Genomic DNA, 23696 nt, shown 5'->3' with positions numbered 1-23696 from the left:
ATAATGCAGTTATTTAGCTAAAAAGGCCTTAGCAGTATCAACTCCCATGTTGTAACCACTATTAAGTATTTCAAACTTTTTAGTGGTACGCCCAACTTTAAAATTAGCCGGTGGTGCAATGATATTGATTTTGCAGTTATTAGGTGGATTCATAATAAAATCGATAGACTTATTATAAAAATCAGCCCTATTTAAGGTCGTTTGAATTAATGCGGGATAGTTTTTATACATTTTTTTAGTAAGCCAAGGTGCCTTACTTGGTTTTTTACGATAGCCTAAACATTGAGACAAAATAACGGTGATTTCGCGTGCACCCATTTCGTAAGCTTTTATTACCGGAATTGAATCAGCAACACCGCCATCGGTCATCGCTATGTCATTAATAATAGGGTAGTCACGATATGCAATGGGTATAGCGCATGATACTTTTAATTGATGCACCATATCGGCGCTGGTGGCTTTTAAATAGTGTGCTTTGCCTGATTCGATTGCCGTAGATACAATATAAAACTCGTGTGGAGTTTGCTCAAAGACCTCCGTATGAAGGCGTATTTCGCGAATTGTTTCTTGCCATAACCAATCTAAATCAAATAAATGACCACCTTTAATAAAGCGCGCTAAATTAATGAATTCAGGACGACATGAATAGTCGGTAATTACTTTATAATTTCGCATTGGTTGTTTGCATAAAAATGCGGCTATATTAGTTGCTCCAGCTGAAACACCAAAATAGCGTTCAAATGGCTGGTATTGCTGTTTTAAAAACTCATCAAGCACACCAGCGGCAAATATACCGCGCATTGCACCGCCTTCAACGACGAGTGTGTTTTTATTATTGTTGTTCATGGCCAATCCTTTTTATGAAATTTGATGTTATCAACTCAGTCTAAAAAATGCGATAGAGATTACTGAAGGTGTTGATAAATTAAAGCCGGGTACACATCGCGAAATTCACTGTTTTCTGGTAAGGTTTAGTATTACAAGGCTTTGTTAATAATAAAGAATAAGTATTTATGTTTGACCCTAGCGTAACCATTTTTGAAAGCACACAGAATCAGCTTGGAGAAAGCCCACTTTGGCATCCAATGCTGAATACTTTTTTTTGGGTCGACATAAATAAAAAATTACTTTTAAGCAAAAAAATACACAGCGAAAGCCAACTAAAAACAGTTAATATGCTTGATACACTCAGTGCAATAGCGTGGATTGATGAGCAGCACTTGTTACTCTGTACAAGTACTGGTTTATATAAATATCATATTAATTCAAACACTCGCCATCTTATCCTCAATATTGAAAATACACTGTTAAACAGGCGTTCAAACGACGGCCGCGCTGATCCATGGGGTGGTTTTTGGTTAAGTACAATGGACGTAAATGCTAAAAAGGGTGACGGTAAAATATACCGTTATTATAAACACCAGCTTAAAGTCGTTGTAAGTAACTTGAGTATCCCAAATGGATTGTGCTTTGATAAGCCACGTTTACGCGGTTATTACTGCGACTCTTTAACGAGTTGTATTTATGTATTAGATTTGGATGAGCAAACTGGCGAACCTTGCTCTGAGCCACGTGTTTTTTATCAATTTAATAATACTGATGTTGACCCCGATGGCTGCGTAACCGACCAATTAGGTAATTTGTGGCTAGCTGTGTGGGGAATGGGGTGTGTTATATGTTTATCCCCAGACGGTGAGCTAATTAAAACAATAAAGCTTTGTGCAATAAAACCGACATGCACTTCATTTGGTGGTGAAAATGCTGAATTGTTACTTGTGACATCGGCATTTGATGAATCGATTAATAATACTGTTACTGAACAAGGCGCTGTATTTCAAATCTCAGGCATAAAAAACGGGCAGTTTGAGCCGCCCGTTTTACTGTAATTTATTATACACAGTGCTTGTTTTAAAGTGATGGTTAGCTTTTAGGCTTAACCCACATAACACCCACTTCTTTTTTGGTTACTAAAACCTCAGTACCGGCGCTAATTGGTTGCTCACTTTTGAGTTTCCAGCTAATACCTGAATATTGATGGGTAGTTAAACCTTGCTCTGTTACATCGCTAGTAAGTACAAAAGTAAGTTCAGCAAAATCACTATTCACTTGCTTCTTATCTACGCGATTTTGCATTTGTTTTAATGGTTTCCAAAGTGCAACGGCTAAGCCTGCTGTTACAATTGCATTACTCCAAAGGGCGGTGGTTAATGAGTCAGGTAAAATACCAAAACTCATTAATAATCCTGTAAGGAATAACGATAATCCAAAAAACAACAAAATAAATGTAGAAAGGCCAAGTACTGCTACTTCTATTATTAAAGCAACAATACCAAGTACCATAAGTGTTTGCGGTAAATTTTGCGTAATAAAATCCATACAAACCTCTTTATTTAGTTATTAACCCAAATGCTTTTTATTTAAGCTATTAATGATTGCCATACCTTGGGCAACCATTGAGCTTGCATCTGTCGCGTTGTCTGGCAGTAATACAATTGATGATTCACGAGCAATCGCTTCTTTAGCCGCGATTGCTTTAGTTGCTAAATCTAACTGAATTGCTTTTTGACCTTGCTCTGTATCTGCAGCTTCACCTATTTTAATAAGTGCATTTGCTTGTGCTTCTGCAACCGTAGTAATAGCTGTTGCTTCACCTTCAGCGCGTAAAATTTGCTCGGCTTTGTCGGCTTCAGCAGCAAGTACTTGTGCTTGTTTTTTACCTTCAGCAACGTTGATATTTGCTTGGCGATCACCTTCTGACTCTAAAATTTGAGCTCGTTTAACACGCTCAGCTTTCATTTGTGCTTCCATCGCTTCCATAATAGAGTTAGGCGGCACAATATCTTTAATTTCGTAGCGAAGTACTTGAATACCCCAAGGCTCAGATGCCTGGTTTATAGCTGCAACAATGTTGGTATTAAGTAAATCACGCTCTTCAAATGTTTTATCAAGCTCCATTTTACCTAATTCTGAACGCATTGTTGTTTGCGAAAGTTGTACAACTGCAAATGTATAGTCGTCAACGCCATACGTTGCTTTGTACGGGTCTAGTACCCTAAAGTACAGTACGCCATCAACTATAAGTGAGATGTTATCTTTAGTGATAGCTGACTGCGATGGTACATCTTGAGCTTGTTCTTTTAAGCTACGATCAGCCGAGATTCTATCAATAAATGGAATAATAAAGTTAAGGCCGGCTTCTTTAGTTGATTGGTATTTACCAAAACGTTCGATTAACCAGGCGCGGTTTTGTGGTACAAATTTAACGCTACTTTTTAAAAGCACGATAACAAAAACAAGTAAAAAAGCCTCAACAGTAAAAACCATATCGAGAATTTGTGTGACTGGATCCATTTAAACATTCCTTATAATAATTAAACGCTGAGTGGTTGTATTGTTTATAATTTCAGCGTGTATAGATTATCACTACAGCGAACTTTTAACCACTAAAACTCACTGTAGCGCGCCGACTTAGTCGGTTTTTTTAAAAGCTGGCTATTTTATTTCTGCCTGTTTCTTTTGCGTTATAAAGGGCTATGTCGGCGTTAGTTATAACTTCTTTAGGTGTTGTTTTTTGATTGGGTATAAGGCTATAAAATCCGATACTCAAAGTGAGGTATTTACTGGCACTTGAAAAGTTATGTTTAATTGCAAGTTCTGCAATTTTTTCCTGAATAAGAACAGCATATCTTTGGCAATGATCTGTGTCGACTGCAGGTAAAATTATCGCAAATTCTTCACCACCGAAACGAGCGGCTAAATCACCTTCACGTTTACAAAGATAATGCAGCGCTTTGGCAACTTTTTTTAACACTTCGTCACCTAGCTGATGCCCATAGTTATCGTTATAACGCTTAAAAAAATCAATATCACACATTATTAAACTAATGGGTTCTTTATTACGTGCGCCGCGCTTAATTTCGCATTTTAAAGTTTGATCAAAACAGCGTCGGTTAGCAATGTTTGTAAGGCCATCAGTATTAACTTGTTTGTTAAGTTTATGATTGGCATTAATGAGTTGCTGCTGAGCTTGTTGTAGCTCTTGCTTGTAATTTAAATTTTTGAAAGCATTAGCAAGCATTTCACCTACTAACCTTAAGCGAATAAGGTCTAAATCAGTCCAGTTTCGCTTTTGAACAACGCAATCACAGCCTATAAAGCCAACGAGCTCTTTGTCATAACGTAGACCAATGCAAAGTACTGATTTTATTTTTTGTCGCTGGAAAATTGTTTTTTCGCTCATTGCTTGAATGGGTAACGACGTTACATCGTTAACTCTAAATAAGTGAGTACGTGCCATCAAACTAAAAAAATATGGGAGATCGCTTTTCGGAAGGTTTTGTAAGTCCTCTTTAAATGCTTGTATATCATTATTGACCCATTCGTGGGTGTTATTTATGGTTTTACCATCCTCGGCAAACTTAAAAAGATAACTTCTATCTGCGTGGCAAACGGTACCAATAGCTTTTAATGCGTAGTTGATATGCTTATCAACGTCGTCGTTTTGAATATCAATTAAGTCAGTTGATATGTTCGAAATAATATTATCAAAATCATATTGTTCATCTACATTATTATTCAATACATCGATTATAATAATGGAGCTTGAGTTAGGTAATTTTGCAAATTTTACATTGAGTAGCAATTTAGATACCTGTTTTGATAAAACAAACTGGCATTGGTTATTTGCAGTGAAATAATCAAAGAATAGCTCCTCGACTAATAGTTCTTTTTTACTGTGATGATTGGTCAAAGTGATGTGTGAAAAATCAATTTTATTAAAATGTGATTTATTTCTTAAGCCAAACAAGCCCTGTGCTTGGCTGTTAACTTTAAATATATTTTCATTGGCATCATAAAGTAATACACAAAACGGCAGTAACTCCAAGTTTCGCCATATTTCATTTGATAGGTTATTACTCACTCAACTCTCCATGTGTTTAAGCCACAATTAAATTGTTATCTATTGTATTTTTATTGTTTTTACTTGGGCGTGTTAATCTTCCTTAGATCGAGCTCAAAGGGCAGCTCATGCTTGGTATTTATGCTGCGTTATCGCCTATTTATGGGGAATAGCTACACTACATAGACTCTGCCTTGCCTCAAAACCAAAAATACTACTGCAAATTCAACCACCGAAGTTCAACAAGCCCTACTAATTATTAGCACATTTTTTTTGATTTACTAAGTTTTTAGTGCGTTTGATGGCGGTACGTATTATAATTGATACTGTATATCATTACCCTTTTCTACTCTAAGCCATCTTTGGTTTATTTGCACTTTAAGTATAGGTTATTCAAGCATTTCATGACAGAAATCACTACACACCAAGCTTCTCGTCGTCGGTTACTTATTGCGCTAGCAATTACGTGTTCGTTTATGGTAATTCAGGTTATAGGTGCTTATTATTCTAATTCGCTTGCTGTACTTGCCGATGCGGGGCATTTGTTTGTTCACAATAGCTCGTTATTCATCGCACTGATTGCATCAAGTCTCGCTATTCATTTTGCTAAAACTTATAACGATGGTCATCAAAGAGCCGAGCTTTTGGGTGGTCTGGTGAACGGATTTTTATACCTAGCAATCAGTTTAATTATTTTGTATGAAGGTGGTGAGCGCTATATACATCAGCATGAAGGAAATGAGCTGGCTATTAATAGTTATTTAATGTCGGTTATTGCTGCTATTGGTTTTTTGTTTCATGGTGCTGCTGCATGGGTTTTATATAAAGGCCGCAAAGCGAGTATTAATGTTTACGCGGTATTTTTACATTCATTCTTTGATTTGATTTCTACCGTATCGACATTTGTGGCTGGTATTCTTATATATTTTACGGGCTGGGTTGTTATCGATATTTTATCGAGCATGTTAATCGCCTCTTTCGTGTTGTTTACCGGTGTTAAGGTCATTATTAGTTGTATAAAAGGTTTACGCTTAAATAAGGCCAAACTCCCTAAAGTAGCAGATATTGAAAGTGAGATTACAGATATGGAGCATGTTCACAATGTCCATAACGTCACTGTAACGCGTAAATATAAGGGTGTAGTAGTCGGGGCGCATGTTGTACTTAAAGAGCATTGTACTATTGAAAAACACGATGAAGCATGTCGTATGAAGGTAGAACAACTATTAGCTGAAAAATTTAATGTACGCAATAGTGTATTACAAATAGAAAGCCACGAATGCCATCACATCCATTAGTAGCATTTAATTAATATAAAAGCGTGTAATAATGATTAGCACGCTTTTAATGTTTTAAATCAAATCAAATCAAATCAAATCAATGATATTGCTAAAACAATCGCTTTTACGTAAGTCTTTAGCATCCATTGGCCTTGCAAAGTAATAACCTTGCAGTACAGTACACCCAACCTCGGCTAAAAAGATCATCTGTTCGCGCGTTTCTACTCCTTCTGCAATACAGTAAAGATCTAGGTTTTCGGCCAATAAAAGAATGGTCTTAATAATTGACTCATCCCCTTTATCTATACCAATACTGTTTACAAAGCTTTGATCTATTTTAATAACATTAATAGGAAATTGGCTCAAATAGGTGAGTGACGAGTAACCAGTACCAAAATCATCAAGTAGTAATTTAAACCCAGCAGCTTTTAAGTTTTGTAGCTGCTTGGCTGCTTTGAGTTTATCTTCTAGTAAAATACTCTCTGTTATTTCAAGTCTTAATTGTCTTGGATGAACTTGAGAGTCCGCTAATATGGACATTAACCGCTGGGTTATGTTTGTTTTTAAAATGTGTTTAGGAGATAAGTTTAAAGATATATAAAACAATGGGTTTGCGCTGAGTATAGGTGCAATTTCAATAAGAGCTCGTTGCAATGCTTGCTCAGTAAGGAGTTCTATTAAACCAGTTTCTTCTGCTACCGGTATAAAAAGTGCTGGCGATACCAACTGTCCTTGATTTTTCCAGCGCATGAGTAATTCCACGCCATTTATTGTTTTTTCTTCTATGTCGATAATGGGCTGATAGTGATTAAAAAATCGGTTGTCTTTTACTGCATCTTTTAAATCATTTTCGAGCAGTAACTTTTGTTTTATCAGCTCATTCATTTCATCGCTAAAAAACTTAAAGTCGTTTCTCCCGCCTTGTTTAGCGTGCATCATCGCAACATCGGCATTACGGATAAGTATATCGGTGGTTACAGCATCGAATGGGTATAAAGCGACGCCAATACTGGCTGAAATATTAATAGAGAAGTCTTCAATAATTACTTTATTAGCTAACTCATTACTAATTTTTCTTACTGTATCTCGAAGAGACTGAAGCGATTTTATATTTTGAATCAGCACTAAAAATTCATCACCACTTTGGCGGCCAAGTTTTGCGTTTACGCCAAGCATACCGTTCACTCTTTGTGTAATATTACATAAGAGCTTATCGCCAACTGCGTGGCCAAAAGAGTCATTAACAGGTTTAAACTTATCTAAATCAATAAATAATAACGCGCATTGTGTATTACTTTCATTGGCATGTTTAATCGCTTTTTCAATGTTTTGATACATTAAACTACGATTTGGGAGATGTGTTAGAGGATCAAAATTAGCCAAATAGCGCAGTTCGTTTTCTGCACGTTTTTGCTCAGTTAAATCTGTAATAACAACCACGTAGTAGCTTGCAGTATCTTTTGTTACGGCTGTGGCGCTTATATGTACTGGATGTTCGTTACTCTTTGCTGTTTTTATATAAGCATCACTTTGCCAGTTTTCTGTAGCTTTTAATTTTTTTAAAATATTTGCAAACTCTCTACACTTATCTTTACCAATGGCCCTAATAAATAAATTTGGGCTAATTTTAGTGGCCGTTTGTTCACTTGAAAACGTTTCAATAAAACTGTTGTTCGCAGAAAATGGCATTAAATGCTTATCGAGTATAAGTAACCAGTCGTTTATTTGGCTAAACGCTTCACCTAGAATTTTTGCTTGTTGCTCATTAGCCCGTTGCTCAGTGATATTGGTATATATGCCAGAAACATATAGCGGCTCATTTGTTTGAGGATCGTATATAACTTGTCCTGTATCTTGATACCATAACCAATGCCCATTTTTATGCTGTAGACGATAAGTTGCTTGCCAGTTTTGTTGTTTTTTGTACTTGAAGTAGTTTTCCCATTGGTTTTCAAAACGACGTCGGTCATCTGGGTGTATTAGCGCTAAAAATTGATCTATATGCACGCGTACAGGCAAGCCTGTATAGCCTAATTCACTTCCTCTGAGCGTACTTACGGAAGCATCTTTAAAATTATAATCCCACACGCCACTTTTGTTATTTTTAAGCGCGAGTTCTGTTTGCTTTTGCGAATGAATAGTCGCTCTATGGGCTTGTTCAATTGCAACTTGGCGGCTGCGGTATTGCCAAAAAATGAAAAACAACACGGCAATTATTAAAACTACATAGGCGACAATAGCAAAGGGCGACTTCCATGGTGCGTAGGCCACGTTGATATTAAGTGTTGCAGGTTCGCTTGTAACAATACCATCGCGATTATGTGCTGATATTTTTAGCGAATAACTACCGGGTTGAAGTTTTGTGAAAAACACTTGGTTAGATTGTAAGTCTTCATATGTAAGGGACGTTGGCCCTGAAAGAATTACCTTATAATACGCTTTGTCTATATTGGGGTAAGAAAAGTTAGAAAAACTAACTGTAAGGCCCATGTCTTCATAACTGAGATCAAGTGGTTGGCTAAGGTATTTATGAGGGTAATAATCGAGCTCTTTGGTAAAAAGGTTTATATCGGTAATCGCTACATTATTTTTTTTAAATAATTCTTTTTCATCAAAGTCTAAGGGGTCAAAAAGTAGGGCGCCCGCATTACTACCAAATATAAGCCTGCCATCGTTTAATGTTGTTGCTGCTATAGGAGTAAATTGGTTTATATTCAACCCGTCTTTTACTGAATAACTCACCACATTGAGTGTATCTAGGTTTATTTGATATAAACCATTGTCGGTACTTGCCCATAAAAAACCATTTTCATCAGGAAGTAACGAATAGATAGAGTCAGTATTAAATGAATTTTTTAATCCTATGTAGTGTTTTCTCTCATAAGTAACTGGGTCAACACCAAGCAAGCCTTCCTGGGTGGTTGCCAACCATAAAATATTTCGTTTTGAGTCTAAGTAAAAGTTTTCTACAGTGTAAAAAATATCTTCTTTAGGATTAAAAGACTGGAATATAGTCGTTAAAGTTTTCGTTTTTTCTTTGTACCTAAAAAAACTTTTTGATGTGCCAAGTACAAACTCTTCAGGATGTGTGTCGAGGGGTTTATAAAAAGCATAAGAAAATAAAGGGTCAACTTGCTCTTTGAGTCCTTTAATAATTCTTGTTTTTCCGCTTGTTTCATTAAAAACATAAAAGTTATCATCAGACATAAATGCATATTTATTTGCATCAACTTGGGCAAAACCAAATAAGTTGAGCTGGTTAATTACATTATTGTCTGTGTCTTTATTTTCAATAACTTTACCCGTTTGCTTATCGAAAAGTTTAAAACCATCATAAGTAACAAGCCAAAGAAATTGATCGTTTCCAATTGAAGACGCAAAAATATCAAATACCGCTGATGCTCCGTATATTGCTTTTGAGTCGGTCGAGCTCAAATATATTTCACTTTTATTTGTTGCTTTGTCGTAGCGCGCAATTCCATCTTCTGTTCCTAGCCATATAATATTATTTTTATCTTGGTAGGTGGCATGAACAGTATTGTTACCGGGTAAAAAAATGTGTTTAAACCGTCGGGTTTTAATTGGCCAGGTAAACACGCCTTGGGTTCTAGATGCGAGCCAAAGCACGCCGGACTTATCAATCATTAGATCGTTGATTGAGTTTTCATTAATATTAAACTTACTTTTTTCATAATTTAATATGAACTCTAACTCTTTGGTTTCGCGGTGATAACTAAATAATCCACTTTCGGTTGCTACAAACTCGCCGTAAACAGTATTGGCATAATCCCATATATTATAATCAGGAATTAATGTTGTAACATTTGCTGCAGATATATTTTTGTTATTATCAAATGCTAATTGATACATACCTTCGACAGTACCAACAAGTAATCCTAATTCATTATCAACACTTAAAAATTTGACGTTTATATTATCTATCGTATTTTTTTCAGGGGGATGAAGAGGGATTTTTACAAGTTCTGAATTATCTATATTTGCAGTGTATAAACCATCATTTGTACCAATATATAAAGTGTTTTTATATATCGTTAATGACCTAATGTAGTCCCTTTTATTTGGGAGTGCTAGCTTAAGTGTAAAGTGTTTACTCGTCTCATCAAATGTATATATTTGACCATCTATGGCGAAGTAAAAAGTATCTTGTTGCTGAGTCATTGCGGAGATTGGAGAAAACATCTTTTTTTCTTTATCTATTTGACCAGAATAGATTTTTTCGGTTTTTAAAGTGAGGGGATCTATTATATACGCACCAGAAAGATCAGTTGAGACAATGATTTTTCCGTCTTCGGCTTTAAATAATGCATAAATATAGTGTTTATCTAAGCCAAAGCCACCATTAAAAGTTTTTACATTATAACCATCAAAACGGTTTAAACCCTGTTGGGTTGCTATCCAAATATAACCAATATCATCCTCTTGAGTCTGCAAAACGTAACTTTGCGATAGGCCTTCGTCAGTAGAAATTCGTTGTAATTGTTGAGCATAGTTTTGTGATGCAAAAGTGCTTTGGATGCATAGTAAAAAAACAATGGTGATATGAAAAAAAAGTTTGCTCAAACGCACTTATAAACACTCTCAGTGGAGGATAGGATGATACTTAGCTAGATAGTAAATATAGCATAAGTTTTTATTTTTTAATTACAAATAATATACGTAAAGTTAAAAGCTCTATTTTCAAATAGTGAGCTAATCTATATAGATAACAGTTAATGTTCATAAGGAGAGTATAGTGGTTTTATCTAATATTGATGCAAAAAATAGCGTGTTATTAATAATAGACTTACAAGAGTTGCTTGCTCCTGCAATTAAAGACTTTCCGAATATTTTAAAAAGTACATTGCAGTTAGCGCAGGCGGGTATTATTCACGGCGTGCCGACCTTAATAACAGAGCAATATGTAAAAGGGTTAGGCGAAACTGATCACCAAATAAAAAACATGTTGCCCGATGCCGCGTATTTTCATAAAACTCATTTTAGTGCATGTGCAGAGCTTGGGTTTTTAGAACAATTAAAGGCCTACGGCAAAAAACAAATAATAGTTGTAGGCACTGAAGCACATGTATGTGTTTTGCAAACATGCTTAGACTTAGTGCAAAGTGGTTTCGAGGTCATTATTATCCAAGATGCTATTGGCTCTCGAAATTTAGAGCATAAAAAGTTAGCCGTTGAGCAGTTACGCCAAGCTGGTGCAGTAATTTCATGTACTGAAATTGTCATTTTTCAATGGACAAAGCAAGCTGCAACACCGACGTTTAAAAAAATATTACCTATAATAAAATAAGCTTATTCAAAGTTTGACTTTAATTATTTGAAGTTTTATTAGAATAGGTGCTCCAATTTAAGTTTTATTACGTATAATAGTGTGTGTTTAGTAACCTACAATTTATTCAAGGGTTTTATGTCTAGTGTCGCTCGGTTATTCACCATTATTTTTAGCCTTTTATTTATTGAGTCCATCGGCGTTGGTCTGTATTTTGGTACGTTAACCCAAGCTTTTATTATTGGCTTGCCACTTTGCATACTCCCAATTTGGTTACTCAGAACGTATCCAGACAACGTTATAACGGCGCATGTAGTTGCGGCCGCTATTATGATGTTCTCTTTTTTGCATATCCAACAGACATTTGGGCTAATAGAAGTTCACTTCGAAATATTCATTTTAATGGCTGTACTTATAATGTTTGTACAGTGGCGTGTTTTTATAACTGCAATTATATTTGTCGCTGTTCATCATTTATCTTTTTATTATCTTCAAACTCAAAATACAGGTTTCTACGTATTTGACCCTGATAGACTCGCTTTTACCACAGTACTTATACATGCAGGGTATGCGATTGTTGAAGTTCTAGTTGCAGGTTATATAGCTAAAACATTGCAACGCGAACGCCGTGCAGGCTTGTCATTAAGTTATGCTACAGAGCAAATAATGGAAGACCCTGAAAATATTAAACTCTCCTTACGTGCTGGTGATACTAAAAGTGATGCAGTGGTCGGGTTTAATATATTGCTAGATTATATATCTGATGTTATTAAGCAAGTGCAAGCGCAATCAGAATCACTGCAAAAAAACTCGCGAGAGCTTATCGAGGTTCATGATCAGCTTGCAGATGGAGTTGTGCACCGTACACAGCAAACAGATGATATAGCAAATTCAGGCGCACAAGTTGCACATGGCTTTAAACTTGTTGAAGAAGAAAGTGAAGTTCTTAAACGCCAAGTTGACCATATTACTAAAACTGTCAGTAATGCATTAGAAGATGTTCTTCAAACAGATTCGAAAAGTAGAGAGTTATTAACGTTACTTAATCATACAGAAGAGCAAATAAGTCATTTAGTTGCAGCTGGGGGGGTTATTTCTGGTCTTCTTAATGAAATATCAGGTATCGCTGAGCAAACAAATTTGCTTGCTTTAAATGCAGCTATTGAAGCCGCTCGCGCAGGTGAGCATGGACGAGGTTTTGCTGTCGTTGCTGATGAGGTGAGATCACTTGCAAATCATAGTAAAGCGACAACAGATAAAATTAGTTTGACGCTTAAAGACCTCGTTAACAATAGTAAAACATCAACTCAATCTATGAGTCAGTGTGTAAATTTTGTTGTTGACTTGACTGATATTAGCACCGCTATGAAAGAGAATATTTCAACAATGAGTGGACAAATTAAAGCGGTTGCTTCCAGCTCAGAGTCTGTAGCGCAAGTTGTAGCGGAGCAAGCTGGAAATACCGAATTAATAGCAAGTAGTACCGATACTATGCGCCAAAATCAGTACCAAGATACGCTAATAGTGCAGCAGTTAACTGCTAAGGTACAGCTAATTGATGTAAGTATTGATGTGTTAGAGCAAAGTATTGCAAAGTTTAAATAAACCTAACTCTTTCGTATTTTCGCTTATAGCAGCATGGCTTATTTGCGTTGTTGCAGGGTTAGTTTATTTTCAATTAGAGCAGCTTAAACCGTTTGATAACTTAAAAGTTTTAACTCAAAAACATTGGTTTGGTAATTTTAAAAAGCAATTGGATTGGGTTGATACTGGTGAGCCGTCTTTAGTGCTTATAACAGAAAAAAACTGCGGATGTACTATACAGGCCAAACCACATATTTCATCGCTAACTTCTTTCGCTACAAATAAAGGCATGAAGATTGTGCAAGTTGAATTAACACCTAAACTTAGGCACGTTATTCCGGCAACGCCTGCTGCTGTTATTATTAATAAAGATGGTGAATTTGTGTATGCAGGGCCGCTCTCCGAAGGGCTAGCTTGCGCCCAGGGGAGTGGTTTTGTTGAAACTGCGGTCACTAATTTAGCCGCAGGTTTTAATTCCAACCTTTTAATTACGCAAACCAAGGGATGTTACTGTGTAAATAATGCATAAATAACGTATCGATAAACTAAAGCTCGCACTTAAATTAACAGTTGCGAGCTTTAATATTGATTAAATTGTCACTAAGCCATAAATACCTAATAACACAAACACACAAGCTGCAATAGCACGTACAGTGTTTAGCGATATTCTTTTCAGTAGTGCATTTCCGGCGTATATAACAGGCACGTTAGCAATTAACATACCTAACGTGGTTCCTACCGTTACCCAAAACACAGACTGATATTGTGCGCCTAACAACACCGTCGCTATTTGTGTTTTATCACCAATTTCTGCAATAAAAAATAATACAAAAGCGACTAAAAAAGCCCCGTAGCTATCGTATTTACTACTTACAGCTTCGTCTTTGTCTGGAACTAATAGCCAAAGGCCAACAACAATAAAGCTGATGTTTACAAGCCAAGGTAAATATTCAGAAGAAAAACTATTACTTAACCACTGCCCAAACCACGCTGATAAACCATGATTGAGTAAGGTTGCGGCTAAAATACCAAGAATAAGCGCGCCTTTATTACGAAAACGGGCGGCTAACAGGAGCGATAAAAGCTGGGTTTTATCGCCTATTTCGGCAAGTGTGACAGTGACGGTTGAGGTTAAAAAAACTTCCATTATTGATTCTTACAGGCGGGAATACTAAACCAAGGCAAACAACTATCTCCCGCCATGAGGATAGTGTCTACCTAGGTCTCGCCGATAACGCTTGCTACAACATTACAAACTTACCATGCACATGAGGTGCAATTATGTTGATAAGTTTACTCATTACTGAGCGGGCTACTCCCCTAAGAGGCGGGCATTATTCCACAAAACTTTTGCGTGGTAAATATTAAGAATCGAATATAGTTAATTTATTCGGGAGTAATAAAGTTAGCTTTTGGCAATAAGTTGATAGTCAGGAAAGAGCGAGGAGCGGACTATCAATCTCTGCGATATGCTGTTTTAAGCTCAAAGCGGAATATCTTCAGCTAAAGCTTATTCAGTAAAAGCGAGATTTCCATTTATTAGGTTTTCATACTAAATGAATGCTCTGGTCTAACTCCATTCAATATTTAGCTTCTCTAACACAATTAAAATACAATCTTTGATTGGGATATCTGATCAGCGGACTGTGTAGTGGGACGATGAAAAAGCTCGTCTCATGCTCCAAGTGAATCTGAGATTAGATTGTAGTGGTCAACTAATTATGACCAAACTTTATTTATCATCACATTCTAGCATAATTTTGATTTTTACATTAAAGTGCCAATCAATTAAACGAATAAAGCAGTGATGCAAATAATAAGCTTACTTAATATTGCTGTAGAACGCTTATTGCAAAGGAAATAAATGTTGAACCTAAGTACAGTGGAATTTTCTGATATTAATAATGATACTCTAGACGATGCTCTATCTAGAATGAATGTATTAATTATTGAAGACCAACTGCTAAACATTCACTTGCTCGAAGCTATACTTTCCACGCACTTTATGACTCAAGTTGCAATGAGTGGAGAAGAAGCAATTGCATATTGCCAAAATACTACTCCTGACTTGATTTTACTAGATATACAAATGGGCGGTATTGACGGAATTGAAACTTGTAAGCACCTTAAAAGCTTACCCCATCTCAAAGATATACCCGTTATTTTTATCACTTCTTTTTTTGAACATGAAGATTTTTGCTGGGAAGTTGGTGGGGTTGATTTTATTAGAAAGCCTTTCACGAATAAAACCGTGTTTAACAGAGTTAAAGCGCATTTAACGCTTAAGGCACAAAGGGATAGGTTGCTGGAATTAGTTTTCTTAGATAGTTTGACTGAGATTTATAATCGTCGTTATTTTGATATTCACTACGAGAAGATTGATTTAAATGCCAAGCGAAATAAAAGTGATTACGCTCTTATCGTTATCGATATTGATCTGTTTAAACAGTTTAATGACATATATGGCCATTTAGAAGGTGATCGCGCACTAAAAATCGTCGCACAAACCATTAAAGATACCTTAAAAAGACCTCAAGATTTTGTTGCTCGTTATGGCGGTGAAGAATTCGCTGTAGTTCTGCCATACACTGATCTGAAAGGCGCAATATTAGTAACTGAGAATATAATAAAAAATATAGCTGCATTGAATATAGAAAATAGTGCCTCACTATTTAAACATCTGAGTGTTAGTGGAGGAGTAGCAACGTTGAAAAGCTCAGAAGATCATGCTGACACATTCCAAATAGCAGATGACAAGTTGTATATGTCAAAGCAATCAGGAAGAAATAAATTTAGCTACTAGGCAGGATTTACAAGCGCTAGTATTTAATTTACCTTACCAATAGGTTTAATTATATTTAAAATGCCATATTGGGGTGGTATTATGTGTGAAATAATGGATTAACTAGATAGATTAGTGCTTGATGCACAGGTTTATGCATAAATGGAGCTTTAGATTTGGTAAGTGATTTTCGGGTATTAAATAGCTTAATTGAGGACGTACACCTTCAGATTTCCGAATATAGCACCTCATTAGATTTTTTAATGGTTCCAGATTTTATTAAATGTCACTCTTACTTCAAAACGTTGGAATGCATGAAGTTAGCAAGTGGCTTAATCGCAAAGTACTCAACTGAAAAGGAGCTATTTTCTAGTAGTGAATGGGATTACTTTGTCAAAGATAATACAGCGTTTGATACTTGGAAAGACATGAAGATGCAAGCTAGTATAGTTTATATTAAATACAAATTGCCGCTTTATTAATTACCAACCTATGAATTGATGTATCTATAGTTTAATCTTCAAAATTAAATTCTTACCCTAGTTTTTTAATCTTTCAGCTGTTTTTAACAAAGTATCCGCCTTATTATAATTACTAGCCTTTGCTACCTCTCCAACTTCTCTGCCAACGTTCTCTCGACTTTATATTTCAAAGTATACAGCCCAATTTTAGCTTCTTGAACACGTACCATGTCAAATAAACAACTAGACCTATTTTAATTCTAACTGTAGTGGTTAATACAATTAAGAGAGCCTGTATTCTATTAGCAAATAAAACAGTTAGAACTGCTTGGGTCATTTTGAGGTATTAAACTAAATACTAACAATAAGGGGCTGACATTTAGGATGTGGAGTGTCCGCTTTTGGCACTAAGCAGCGGGTTGATCTGACCCGAAAAAGTAGACATTGAGTGGCTAGTTGATTTAACTCGTACCATCTAAGTAATATGATAAAAGAAGTTTTTTAGTTTTTATATAAAAACAATCTCCGTTTCTAATAATACTCTTAATTAGCAATAACTTACCCTTTTACTATTAATAGAAAATACTAAAATAAGAACGCTACCACGTTAAGGTAAAGAATGACCTCTGATAAAGCTGTTACATTCACTTGGCCTTTATAAGCAAATATACCTTCATTGAGAAAATTAAATAAGCTATTGAATAATATTGGTTTTCTTTATTAAATTGCAAGCAGCTGTTATATGTAATATCATTGATTACACGTGTAATCCGTGTGTTTTTTATTTACAGATTTATTTAATGATTAAGAGAACATAGTTTATGGGAAAAAATATATTTTTTTGTCTTTTTGTAGGGTTGTATGGAATAAAAGCAGTTGCACAACAACACAACTTTGCTGAATTAATGCAGTGCCATAACTCTTCAGAAGCTCCTGGCATGGTTGTTAGATTAGAACATTCAGGTAAACATATTTATAGTGGTGCGGTTGGTTTGGCAAATATTGATACTGAGAGACCCCTCAATGTAGATGATATATTTCAAATAGGTTCTGTTACGAAAACATTTACGGCTGCAGCGATCTTGAAGCTATCGGAAGAAAAAAAGCTATCATTACAAGATACATTAGCGCGATTTATTCCTGATATTAACCCTGAGTTTAGGTATTTAACGATTGATAGAATTTTAAACCATACTTCTGGTCTGCCAGATTACTTAGGGGATCCTTCAGTCAGTAAAATTTATGATAAATATGCTTCTATTGATCAAGTTATACAAAGTATAAGTAAACAACCCCTTAACTCTGAGCCTGGTAAAAAATATAGTTATTCAAATTTGGGTTACGTCTTTCTGGGAAAAGTAATTGAAGTTGCTTCTAATACTCCGTATGACCAGTTCATGTTAAACACATTTTTTAAACCTCTGAAAATGGATAATACTTTTGTTATTACTAAAGGAACATCTGCTGGGAAAGTAAACGGCTACACTACTAATCGTAATGAGCCTAAAAAGTATATTAACCCTGAAGATTCAACTGAAAGGCAATGGAATGTTGATCGTAGTTGGATCTATTCTGCGGGCGCTATTGCTTCTACACTTGCTGATATGCACCTTTGGCAAAATGCATTAAAGTCAGGGCATGTAATTTCAAAAGAAAACTATAAACTAATGACCACCAAGGCATTATTAAATAATAATTCGCATGTGGGTTATGGATATGGCTTAGATATATACAAAATAAGTGGATTAGATAGCTTTAGCCACCAAGGTCAGGTTCCCGGATTTTTTGCTTGGCATGTCTATTTCCCGAATGAAGATTTAACCGCTACAGCTTTAACCAACATCGACACAAAACACCCAGGCCCTGCTCTATTAGACATGATAGCGCTACAACTAAATTTATCTCCTAAGCAAGTAAATAGTCAAAAAGCAAAGGCTCTAGCAGCATCTTTAGTTGGAAGTTATCGTTCTTCCGATTCGAAAATTTTAAATATTTCGTTCGAAAAAGGTACACTTTATTCTCAATATGAAGGTGAGAGTAAACTAAAAATCATACCCAGGGAAAACAACTCGTACTCTTATGAGTGTACTGAAAATTACTTTCAGCTTAGAGAAAATAATGGGAAGCATGAAATCGTCCCAGTGCATTTATATCAAGGTGAGCAAGATGCACTTGTTAAATTAGAATTATGAAAAATAGGCTAAGGTTATCAACGGCTGCTCTTGGCATAAACCGGAAATAACCGACCCATAAATTCCGTATTTATACATTAAGGTTTTTAAAGCCTTAATGTAATTAATTTTCAACCATTCAAATATTTGCCTAAACCTAACCTTACTTAGATTTAAGGTGAACTTTAATTAATAAATCTCAATCTGAGTGCCACACCTTGCTTAAAATTCAAACTATTCTCAAGCTGCCGCGAATTCTCAATTTAAGTGGCACTGGCCAAAAAAAATTTTTAAATAATACATATTAGCTAAATAACAATTGATAACCATTTTCGTTTAGATTAGTATGTACGCACTAAATGAAATTGAGAGTGGTTTGTATTCATGTATATTTGTCTATGTCACGGTGTGACTGATAAAAAAATTGAGCAAACAATTGACGATGGTGCAACGACCATGCGTGAATTAACTAAAGAGCTTAAAGTAGGCAGCCAATGCGGTAAGTGTTGTGGTTGTACTAAAAAGATCCTTAATCGCAGACTTATTCAAATTGCGGATGTAACGGATCAAGTTGCTTAATTACATATAAAAACTTAGATATAAAAAAAGCAGCTTTTTAGCTGCTTTTTTTATGCTTGTTACTATTTACAGTTGAGACTGCAAGTAGTTTTTAATACCCGTATTTTTAATAAGTAATTGTTGGGTTTCTAACCAATCAATTTGCTCTTCTTGTTCATTTAAAATGTGATCAAGAGCTTCACGGGTAATATAATCTTTTTTGTTTTCAGCCAGTTTAACTGCGCTACGTAACTCATCAATAGTATCGAGTTCAAAACCCATATTAGCTGCAATCATTTCTTCGCTGTTTTCACCAATACGTAATCGGCCTAAGTCTTGAAGATTTGGTAAGCCTTCTAAAAACAAAATACGTTCGATTAAACGATCGGCGTTTTTCATTTTTTGAATTGATACTTTGTAATCTGCTTTGTCTAGTTGAGTGAAACCAAAATCTTTAAACATGCGTGCATGTAAAAAGTATTGGTTAATACCAACAAGCTCATTAGCGAGTACTTTATTAAGCGCTGCAATAACGTCTTTATCGCCTTTCATAATATGCTCCTACTAAGCCATTTGTGCTTGATGATAATTTTCAGAACCAATCTTATCAATTAAGCCAAGTTGTTGCTCTAACCAGTAAACATGGTCTTCTTCGGTATCAAATAACAGTTTTTCTAAAATGCTACGAGATTGATAATCTTGTTGTTCTTCACATATTGCGATGACGTCTTTAACACACGCAACTACTTCAAGCTCTAGTGTTAAATCGTTTTGCATCATGCTTTTTACATCGTTACCGATAAGTAAATCACGGCGCTTAGTCATATTTGGTACACCTTCTAAAAACAAGATGCGCTTAATAAGCCAGTCTGCGTGATCTTTTTCTTCTTCCATTTCGTGGTTAAGGCGCTCGTATAGTTTGTTTAAACCCCAGTCGTCATACATGCGCGAGTGTATAAAATACTGATCGATTGCTGCTAATTCGTTAGCTAACAATGTATTAAACGCATCGATTACTTTTTGATTACCTTTCATGATAAATCGCCTTAACTATTTCAATTGTATGCAGTGTAGTACAAATAGCCTATATTGCAAGTTTTCTCTATAAAAATCATTGCGTTACTATTGGTTTTGATTCTTATTTAAGTTTGCGTTACTGCTTGGTTTATGGACAGTTTTTTATTTGTGTTAGCATCTAATACAAGATCATGATTGATAGGAAAAAGCGAGACGTTTATTTATGTGGGATTTGTTAAGCATATAGGCATGCAGGGCATGCCTATAACGTGCGCTTATTTGTTAAAATTGATATTTAGCACCCAGCGTTGCCGTTGTGCCTAATCCTTTAATATTGTATCCACCGTAGGTGTATGCCTGTGCGCGGGCTGGGTAGTAGTCACTATTAAATAGGTTTTCTATTCCAAAATACCCACTCCATTGAGTGTTAACATTGTATTGGCCACTTAAGTTAAATGTGTTGTAGCTACTAACAGGGCCCTGATCGCCGGAGTATTGGCCCTGTGCATTTTTATCAAAGCGCTTTCTGTCGCCTACATATAAAAAGCTCATTGCAAGCGATAGTTCGTCATTTGTTTGCCACGTTACATTCGCTGTTGCTTTAGGTGGACTAATTTGGCTTGCGCCTAGATAGTCATCAGCTTCGGTGTTTTTACCTTCTACGTAACTGTATGTGGCGCTTAATTTAAGGTCTTCGGTAATAGTGTAATTAACTAACCCTTCGTAACCCCATATTTCTTGTGGTGCACGCACAGGTTCGTAAACTCCCGTTACTTCATTATACTCATTACTAGTACCAAGCTCTGAGGTACTTCTGTAAAGAGCAAATTCAAAACGTACGTTTTCAAACTGTGAGGTAAAACCAACTTCGTAATTGTCGATTATTGAGGCTTGTGTTTGAATAAGTGCAATGTCGTCAACGGTTGCAGCGCGAAGTAAGCGACCAATATCAGAAATATCAGAGCCCTGTGAGTAACTAAAAAACGGGCTAAAGGCATCTGTTAAGTTATATTTAATACCGGCGTTATAGGTTGTTGCATCGTAATTAATGGTGTCGCCACGCACATTTAATGGTACTGAACATTGCGATACGGTTTTGCAAAGTTTTAGCGTTTGGTAGTCACTTACGCTCAAATCAATGCTTTCGTTTCTTACACCCGCTTTTACAATAATGTCGTCGTTTATTACCCATTTGGTTTGTAAAAAGCCTGCCACACTTTCCATGTCCATTTCTGGCACCCACACACGACCATCTACTAAAGGTTGCGATGTTTTATCGTTTAAGGCATCAATACCGTAGATTAGGGTGGCTGTTACGTTTTCAAAATCAAACTGGCTATTAAATGTAGCTCTGGCACCTTGCTTGTCTGATTTAATAACCGATTGACCACCGCTATAACCTTCATCAAGATTGGCTAAAGCGGTTGAGAAAAAGAATACGTTTTCTATATTTTGTTTATACAGATCGAGGGTCATTTGTGTGTTTTCAAACAACGCGTAATCAACATATTTTAGGGTTATATTTTCGTTGCCTTCTGGGCCTTGCGGTTTACCTTGTTTTTGAAGCTCTAAGGGGACGTGTATAGCGTATGTTTTTTCCCCTATATTGCCATCGCCAGTAACATCGCCTAAATCAGTTTTTTGCTGTGAGCTGTAAAAGTTATAGCTAAACTGCAGTTGCTTTTCGTCGTCAAAATCATAAGTTAGTTTGGTAAAATAGTTTTGAGTTTCAGAGTCTGATAAACCATATTGCAAGCCTAAAATATCGCCCTCTGCATCGCGTTGTACGCCGTTTTCTTCATAGCTTGCCGTTAACAGGTAGCTTAGTTTGTCGAGCTTTCCGTTTACTGCGGCCGCTATTCTACCGCCGCCACTTTCTGCTAATTTAACAGCGCTAAAGCGGCTTGAAATACTTATTTCACCTTCAGGTTTTCCATCACTGCGAGCCTGTTTTGTTATGTAGTTAATAATGCCACCTGAGGCACCATTACCATAAATAGACGTTGCCCCTTTTATGACTTCAATGCGTGCTATGGCACTTGCATCAAGCGTTTTTACGCCTAAAGAGCCATTACGAAGAGGGGTTGATTGCGGTACGCCATCAATCATTATTAATGGCGCGCGGCCGCGTAGTGTTTGTCCTGAATTACCTGAGCTGCCTGTATTTGGGGCGAGCCCTGGAACCATTTGCGCGAGTAAACTTCCCAGTTCTGAGCTTACTTTTAAATGCTGTTGTATTTGTTGCTGATTAATAACGGTAATCGAGGCAGGTACTTCGTCAATGTTCTCTGATATGCGACTGCCAGATACAATGACATGCTCTAACTGATCAGAAGTGGATTCATTTTTATTATTTTCATTGGCTAGCGTGTTAGTACTAATTGCAACAGCAATAAGGCAAAGCGAAGTTTTTAACATGGGGTGTCTTAGTTGATAACAATTTACGTAATGGTAATTATTATCAACTAATGACGCAAGTGTTAATGAGATTTATTTCCATTTATGGCGTTTTAACCAAAAATATACACCGCTTACAATAAAAAATGCGAGTGAAAGGGCTACTAATAACCATAAAAACTGCACAATAGGACCTGCAAAATCACCAATGTGAAACTTATACTTAAAGTTCCATGCTTGTGTTGTGAAGTTGGTTTTACTGGCGTCAAATGAGTTTAATACTTTACCAGTAAATGGGTTAATCCAAACCCAGCTGTAAGCGTGGCTTTCGCCAGGGTTTTGCATTCTCAGTGCAATTGCTTCGTCATCTTTTTTAGGTAAGTAAATTCTATATACTTTACCATCTGGAAATACGTTCTCTGCATTTTTAATTGCTTGATTGTAGTTTAACGCAGCTTGAGAAGGGGCTATTATTTTTGGCGCTTCAGGTCTTTGTTCTACTTTATTAAACGTTACAAATTCTAATACAGATTGAGTTTGTGTTTTCCAGTTAAATGCCATACCAGTAAAGGCAATAAGCATAAGGGGTATAAAAAAGTAAACACCAAGCACTGTATGTAATTGATACATGAGCACTCTAAATTTGGCTTTTGGTTTTATAGCTAAACGTTTAACTCTGTTTTTGGGCTTTACCCATAAATAAAAGCCGAGTAATACATTTATTAAAAGTAGCAATGCACATACCGACATCCAATTTCGAAAGGTTTTTTCACCCTTACTGTTTTCAAACAACAGCCAGCGATGCAATCCCATCGCAAACCCATAAATAGTATCTGTTGATTCATAGACGTTTAGTACACTCCCAGAGTAGGGATTAACACTGGCGTAATGTTTATTGGCTAACCTAAATTGCCATGCGGCGTTTGGCGCTTGTTCGGGCATAAAAAAAGTGATTTTTTGCTTAGTTTGAGCCCGTACATTTTGTATAAGTTCATCGTAAGGCATTAAATTTTCTTGTGGTGTTACTTGCCATTTTGCAGGCTCTATTAAGTGCTGTATATCTTTTGCGTAAATCATAACAGCACCGGTTAAGCTCACTATTAATAAAAATAGTCCGCTAATAAGGGCAAGGCCTAAATGAATTCTACGTAACCAAAGTTTCAAAAACGGTATCTCATTATGAGTTAATGGCAATATTGTAAATGATAATACGAGCTGTTTTCAATTAAATAGTTATGTATTTGGTTTAGCTTGTTATTAAG

Annotated in this window: 18 protein-coding genes; 8 read left to right on the top strand and 10 right to left on the bottom strand. The window is 36.0% G+C overall.

What is annotated here, in order from left to right; translation table 11 throughout:
• Window positions 1-9: 9 nt before the first annotated feature.
• Window positions 10-846 carry a patatin-like phospholipase family protein gene (locus I6E70_RS07335; protein WP_197188390.1) on the bottom strand — a complete coding sequence of 279 codons (837 nt, stop codon included), beginning with the start codon at window positions 844-846 and terminating at the stop codon, window positions 10-12.
• 167 nt (window positions 847-1013) lie between these two features.
• Here I6E70_RS07335 and I6E70_RS07330 point away from each other — a divergent pair, with 167 nt between their 5' ends.
• Window positions 1014-1886 carry an SMP-30/gluconolactonase/LRE family protein gene (locus tag I6E70_RS07330; RefSeq protein ID WP_197188389.1) on the top strand — a complete coding sequence of 291 codons (873 nt, stop codon included), beginning with the start codon at window positions 1014-1016 and terminating at the stop codon, window positions 1884-1886.
• Window positions 1887-1920: 34 nt separating this feature from the next.
• Here I6E70_RS07330 and I6E70_RS07325 read toward each other — a convergent pair whose 3' ends face one another.
• The 3 genes from I6E70_RS07325 to I6E70_RS07315 all read right to left on the bottom strand — a co-directional run bounded on the left by I6E70_RS07325 (window position 1921) and on the right by I6E70_RS07315 (window position 4921).
• The gene (locus I6E70_RS07325; protein ID WP_197188388.1) at window positions 1921-2376 is read right to left on the bottom strand and encodes an NfeD family protein; all 456 of its coding nucleotides are present in this window, start codon (window positions 2374-2376) and stop codon (window positions 1921-1923) included.
• Window positions 2377-2397: 21 nt separating this feature from the next.
• A complete protein-coding gene (locus tag I6E70_RS07320; RefSeq protein WP_007581832.1) occupies window positions 2398-3351 on the bottom strand; it encodes a slipin family protein in 954 nt (317 codons plus the stop codon).
• A 130-nt stretch (window positions 3352-3481) separates the two neighbouring features.
• Complete coding sequence (locus I6E70_RS07315; protein WP_197188387.1) at window positions 3482-4921, bottom strand: diguanylate cyclase domain-containing protein; 1440 nt, start codon at window positions 4919-4921, stop codon at window positions 3482-3484.
• A gap of 383 nt (window positions 4922-5304) precedes the next feature.
• Between I6E70_RS07315 and I6E70_RS07310 the strand changes: the two genes are divergently transcribed.
• Entirely contained in the window at window positions 5305-6198 is an 894-nt protein-coding gene (locus tag I6E70_RS07310) for a cation diffusion facilitator family transporter (RefSeq protein WP_007581834.1), read from the top strand.
• Between the two features lie 69 nt (window positions 6199-6267).
• Here the strand turns inward: I6E70_RS07310 and I6E70_RS07305 are convergent, their stop codons facing one another.
• Complete coding sequence (locus I6E70_RS07305; RefSeq protein WP_197188386.1) at window positions 6268-10767, bottom strand: EAL domain-containing protein; 4500 nt, start codon at window positions 10765-10767, stop codon at window positions 6268-6270.
• 166 nt (window positions 10768-10933) lie between these two features.
• On the opposite strand from I6E70_RS07305, the gene I6E70_RS07300 reads away from it, so the two are divergent.
• The 3 genes from I6E70_RS07300 to I6E70_RS07290 all read left to right on the top strand — a co-directional run bounded on the left by I6E70_RS07300 (window position 10934) and on the right by I6E70_RS07290 (window position 13577).
• Window positions 10934-11485 carry a hydrolase gene (locus tag I6E70_RS07300; protein WP_165725012.1) on the top strand — a complete coding sequence of 184 codons (552 nt, stop codon included), beginning with the start codon at window positions 10934-10936 and terminating at the stop codon, window positions 11483-11485.
• Window positions 11486-11602: 117 nt separating this feature from the next.
• Window positions 11603-13069 (top strand): methyl-accepting chemotaxis protein, encoded by a 1467-nt coding sequence (locus I6E70_RS07295; protein ID WP_165725011.1) that lies wholly within the window; start codon window positions 11603-11605, stop codon window positions 13067-13069.
• Complete coding sequence (locus tag I6E70_RS07290; protein ID WP_197188385.1) at window positions 13053-13577, top strand: DUF6436 domain-containing protein; 525 nt, start codon at window positions 13053-13055, stop codon at window positions 13575-13577. The genes I6E70_RS07295 and I6E70_RS07290 overlap by 17 nt, the downstream gene beginning before the upstream one ends.
• A gap of 60 nt (window positions 13578-13637) precedes the next feature.
• On the opposite strand, the gene I6E70_RS07285 is transcribed toward I6E70_RS07290, so the two are convergent.
• Window positions 13638-14195 (bottom strand): TMEM165/GDT1 family protein, encoded by a 558-nt coding sequence (locus I6E70_RS07285; protein ID WP_165725009.1) that lies wholly within the window; start codon window positions 14193-14195, stop codon window positions 13638-13640.
• A 717-nt stretch (window positions 14196-14912) separates the two neighbouring features.
• Here I6E70_RS07285 and I6E70_RS07280 point away from each other — a divergent pair.
• The 3 genes from I6E70_RS07280 to I6E70_RS07270 all read left to right on the top strand — a co-directional run bounded on the left by I6E70_RS07280 (window position 14913) and on the right by I6E70_RS07270 (window position 19041).
• Window positions 14913-15851 (top strand): GGDEF domain-containing response regulator, encoded by a 939-nt coding sequence (locus I6E70_RS07280; protein WP_231620074.1) that lies wholly within the window; start codon window positions 14913-14915, stop codon window positions 15849-15851.
• 1261 nt (window positions 15852-17112) lie between these two features.
• Window positions 17113-18483, top strand: a complete 1371-nt coding sequence (locus I6E70_RS07275) for a serine hydrolase domain-containing protein (RefSeq protein WP_197183962.1) — start codon at window positions 17113-17115, stop codon at window positions 18481-18483.
• A 363-nt stretch (window positions 18484-18846) separates the two neighbouring features.
• The gene (locus tag I6E70_RS07270) at window positions 18847-19041 is read left to right on the top strand and encodes a (2Fe-2S)-binding protein (RefSeq protein WP_002960627.1); all 195 of its coding nucleotides are present in this window, start codon (window positions 18847-18849) and stop codon (window positions 19039-19041) included.
• A 66-nt stretch (window positions 19042-19107) separates the two neighbouring features.
• On the opposite strand, the gene bfr (I6E70_RS07265) is transcribed toward I6E70_RS07270, so the two are convergent.
• The 4 genes from bfr (I6E70_RS07265) to I6E70_RS07250 form a co-directional block, all read right to left on the bottom strand.
• The gene (gene bfr, locus I6E70_RS07265) at window positions 19108-19572 is read right to left on the bottom strand and encodes a bacterioferritin (RefSeq protein WP_010554007.1); all 465 of its coding nucleotides are present in this window, start codon (window positions 19570-19572) and stop codon (window positions 19108-19110) included.
• Between the two features lie 12 nt (window positions 19573-19584).
• On the bottom strand, window positions 19585-20055 hold the full coding sequence (bfr, locus tag I6E70_RS07260; protein WP_002958985.1) for a bacterioferritin: 471 nt from the start codon (window positions 20053-20055) through the stop codon (window positions 19585-19587).
• Between the two features lie 264 nt (window positions 20056-20319).
• Window positions 20320-22455 carry a TonB-dependent receptor gene (locus I6E70_RS07255; RefSeq protein ID WP_197188384.1) on the bottom strand — a complete coding sequence of 712 codons (2136 nt, stop codon included), beginning with the start codon at window positions 22453-22455 and terminating at the stop codon, window positions 20320-20322.
• Between the two features lie 72 nt (window positions 22456-22527).
• A complete protein-coding gene (locus tag I6E70_RS07250) occupies window positions 22528-23598 on the bottom strand; it encodes a PepSY-associated TM helix domain-containing protein (RefSeq protein WP_197188383.1) in 1071 nt (356 codons plus the stop codon).
• Between the last annotated feature and the right edge of the window lie 98 nt (window positions 23599-23696).

The sequence above is a fragment of the Pseudoalteromonas sp. NGC95 genome (genome assembly GCF_015864705.1).
GTDB classification, from domain to species: Bacteria; Pseudomonadota; Gammaproteobacteria; order Enterobacterales; family Alteromonadaceae; genus Pseudoalteromonas; species Pseudoalteromonas arctica.
The sequence above is the reverse complement of the archived record's forward strand: the minus strand, read 5'-3'. Positions and strand labels throughout refer to the sequence as shown.

Coding starts and splice junctions, on each gene's coding strand:
- I6E70_RS07335 (WP_197188390.1), bottom strand. CDS start 846: ATGAACAACAATAATAAAAACACACTCGTCGTTGAAGGCGGTGCAATG.
- I6E70_RS07330 (WP_197188389.1), top strand. CDS start 1,014: ATGTTTGACCCTAGCGTAACCATTTTTGAAAGCACACAGAATCAGCTT.
- I6E70_RS07325 (WP_197188388.1), bottom strand. CDS start 2,376: ATGGATTTTATTACGCAAAATTTACCGCAAACACTTATGGTACTTGGT.
- I6E70_RS07320 (WP_007581832.1), bottom strand. CDS start 3,351: ATGGATCCAGTCACACAAATTCTCGATATGGTTTTTACTGTTGAGGCT.
- I6E70_RS07310 (WP_007581834.1), top strand. CDS start 5,305: ATGACAGAAATCACTACACACCAAGCTTCTCGTCGTCGGTTACTTATT.
- I6E70_RS07295 (WP_165725011.1), top strand. CDS start 11,603: ATGTCTAGTGTCGCTCGGTTATTCACCATTATTTTTAGCCTTTTATTT.
- I6E70_RS07285 (WP_165725009.1), bottom strand. CDS start 14,195: ATGGAAGTTTTTTTAACCTCAACCGTCACTGTCACACTTGCCGAAATA.
- I6E70_RS07280 (WP_231620074.1), top strand. CDS start 14,913: ATGTTGAACCTAAGTACAGTGGAATTTTCTGATATTAATAATGATACT.
- I6E70_RS07275 (WP_197183962.1), top strand. CDS start 17,113: ATGGGAAAAAATATATTTTTTTGTCTTTTTGTAGGGTTGTATGGAATA.
- I6E70_RS07270 (WP_002960627.1), top strand. CDS start 18,847: ATGTATATTTGTCTATGTCACGGTGTGACTGATAAAAAAATTGAGCAA.
- bfr (WP_010554007.1), bottom strand. CDS start 19,572: ATGAAAGGCGATAAAGACGTTATTGCAGCGCTTAATAAAGTACTCGCT.
- bfr (WP_002958985.1), bottom strand. CDS start 20,055: ATGAAAGGTAATCAAAAAGTAATCGATGCGTTTAATACATTGTTAGCT.
- I6E70_RS07255 (WP_197188384.1), bottom strand. CDS start 22,455: ATGTTAAAAACTTCGCTTTGCCTTATTGCTGTTGCAATTAGTACTAAC.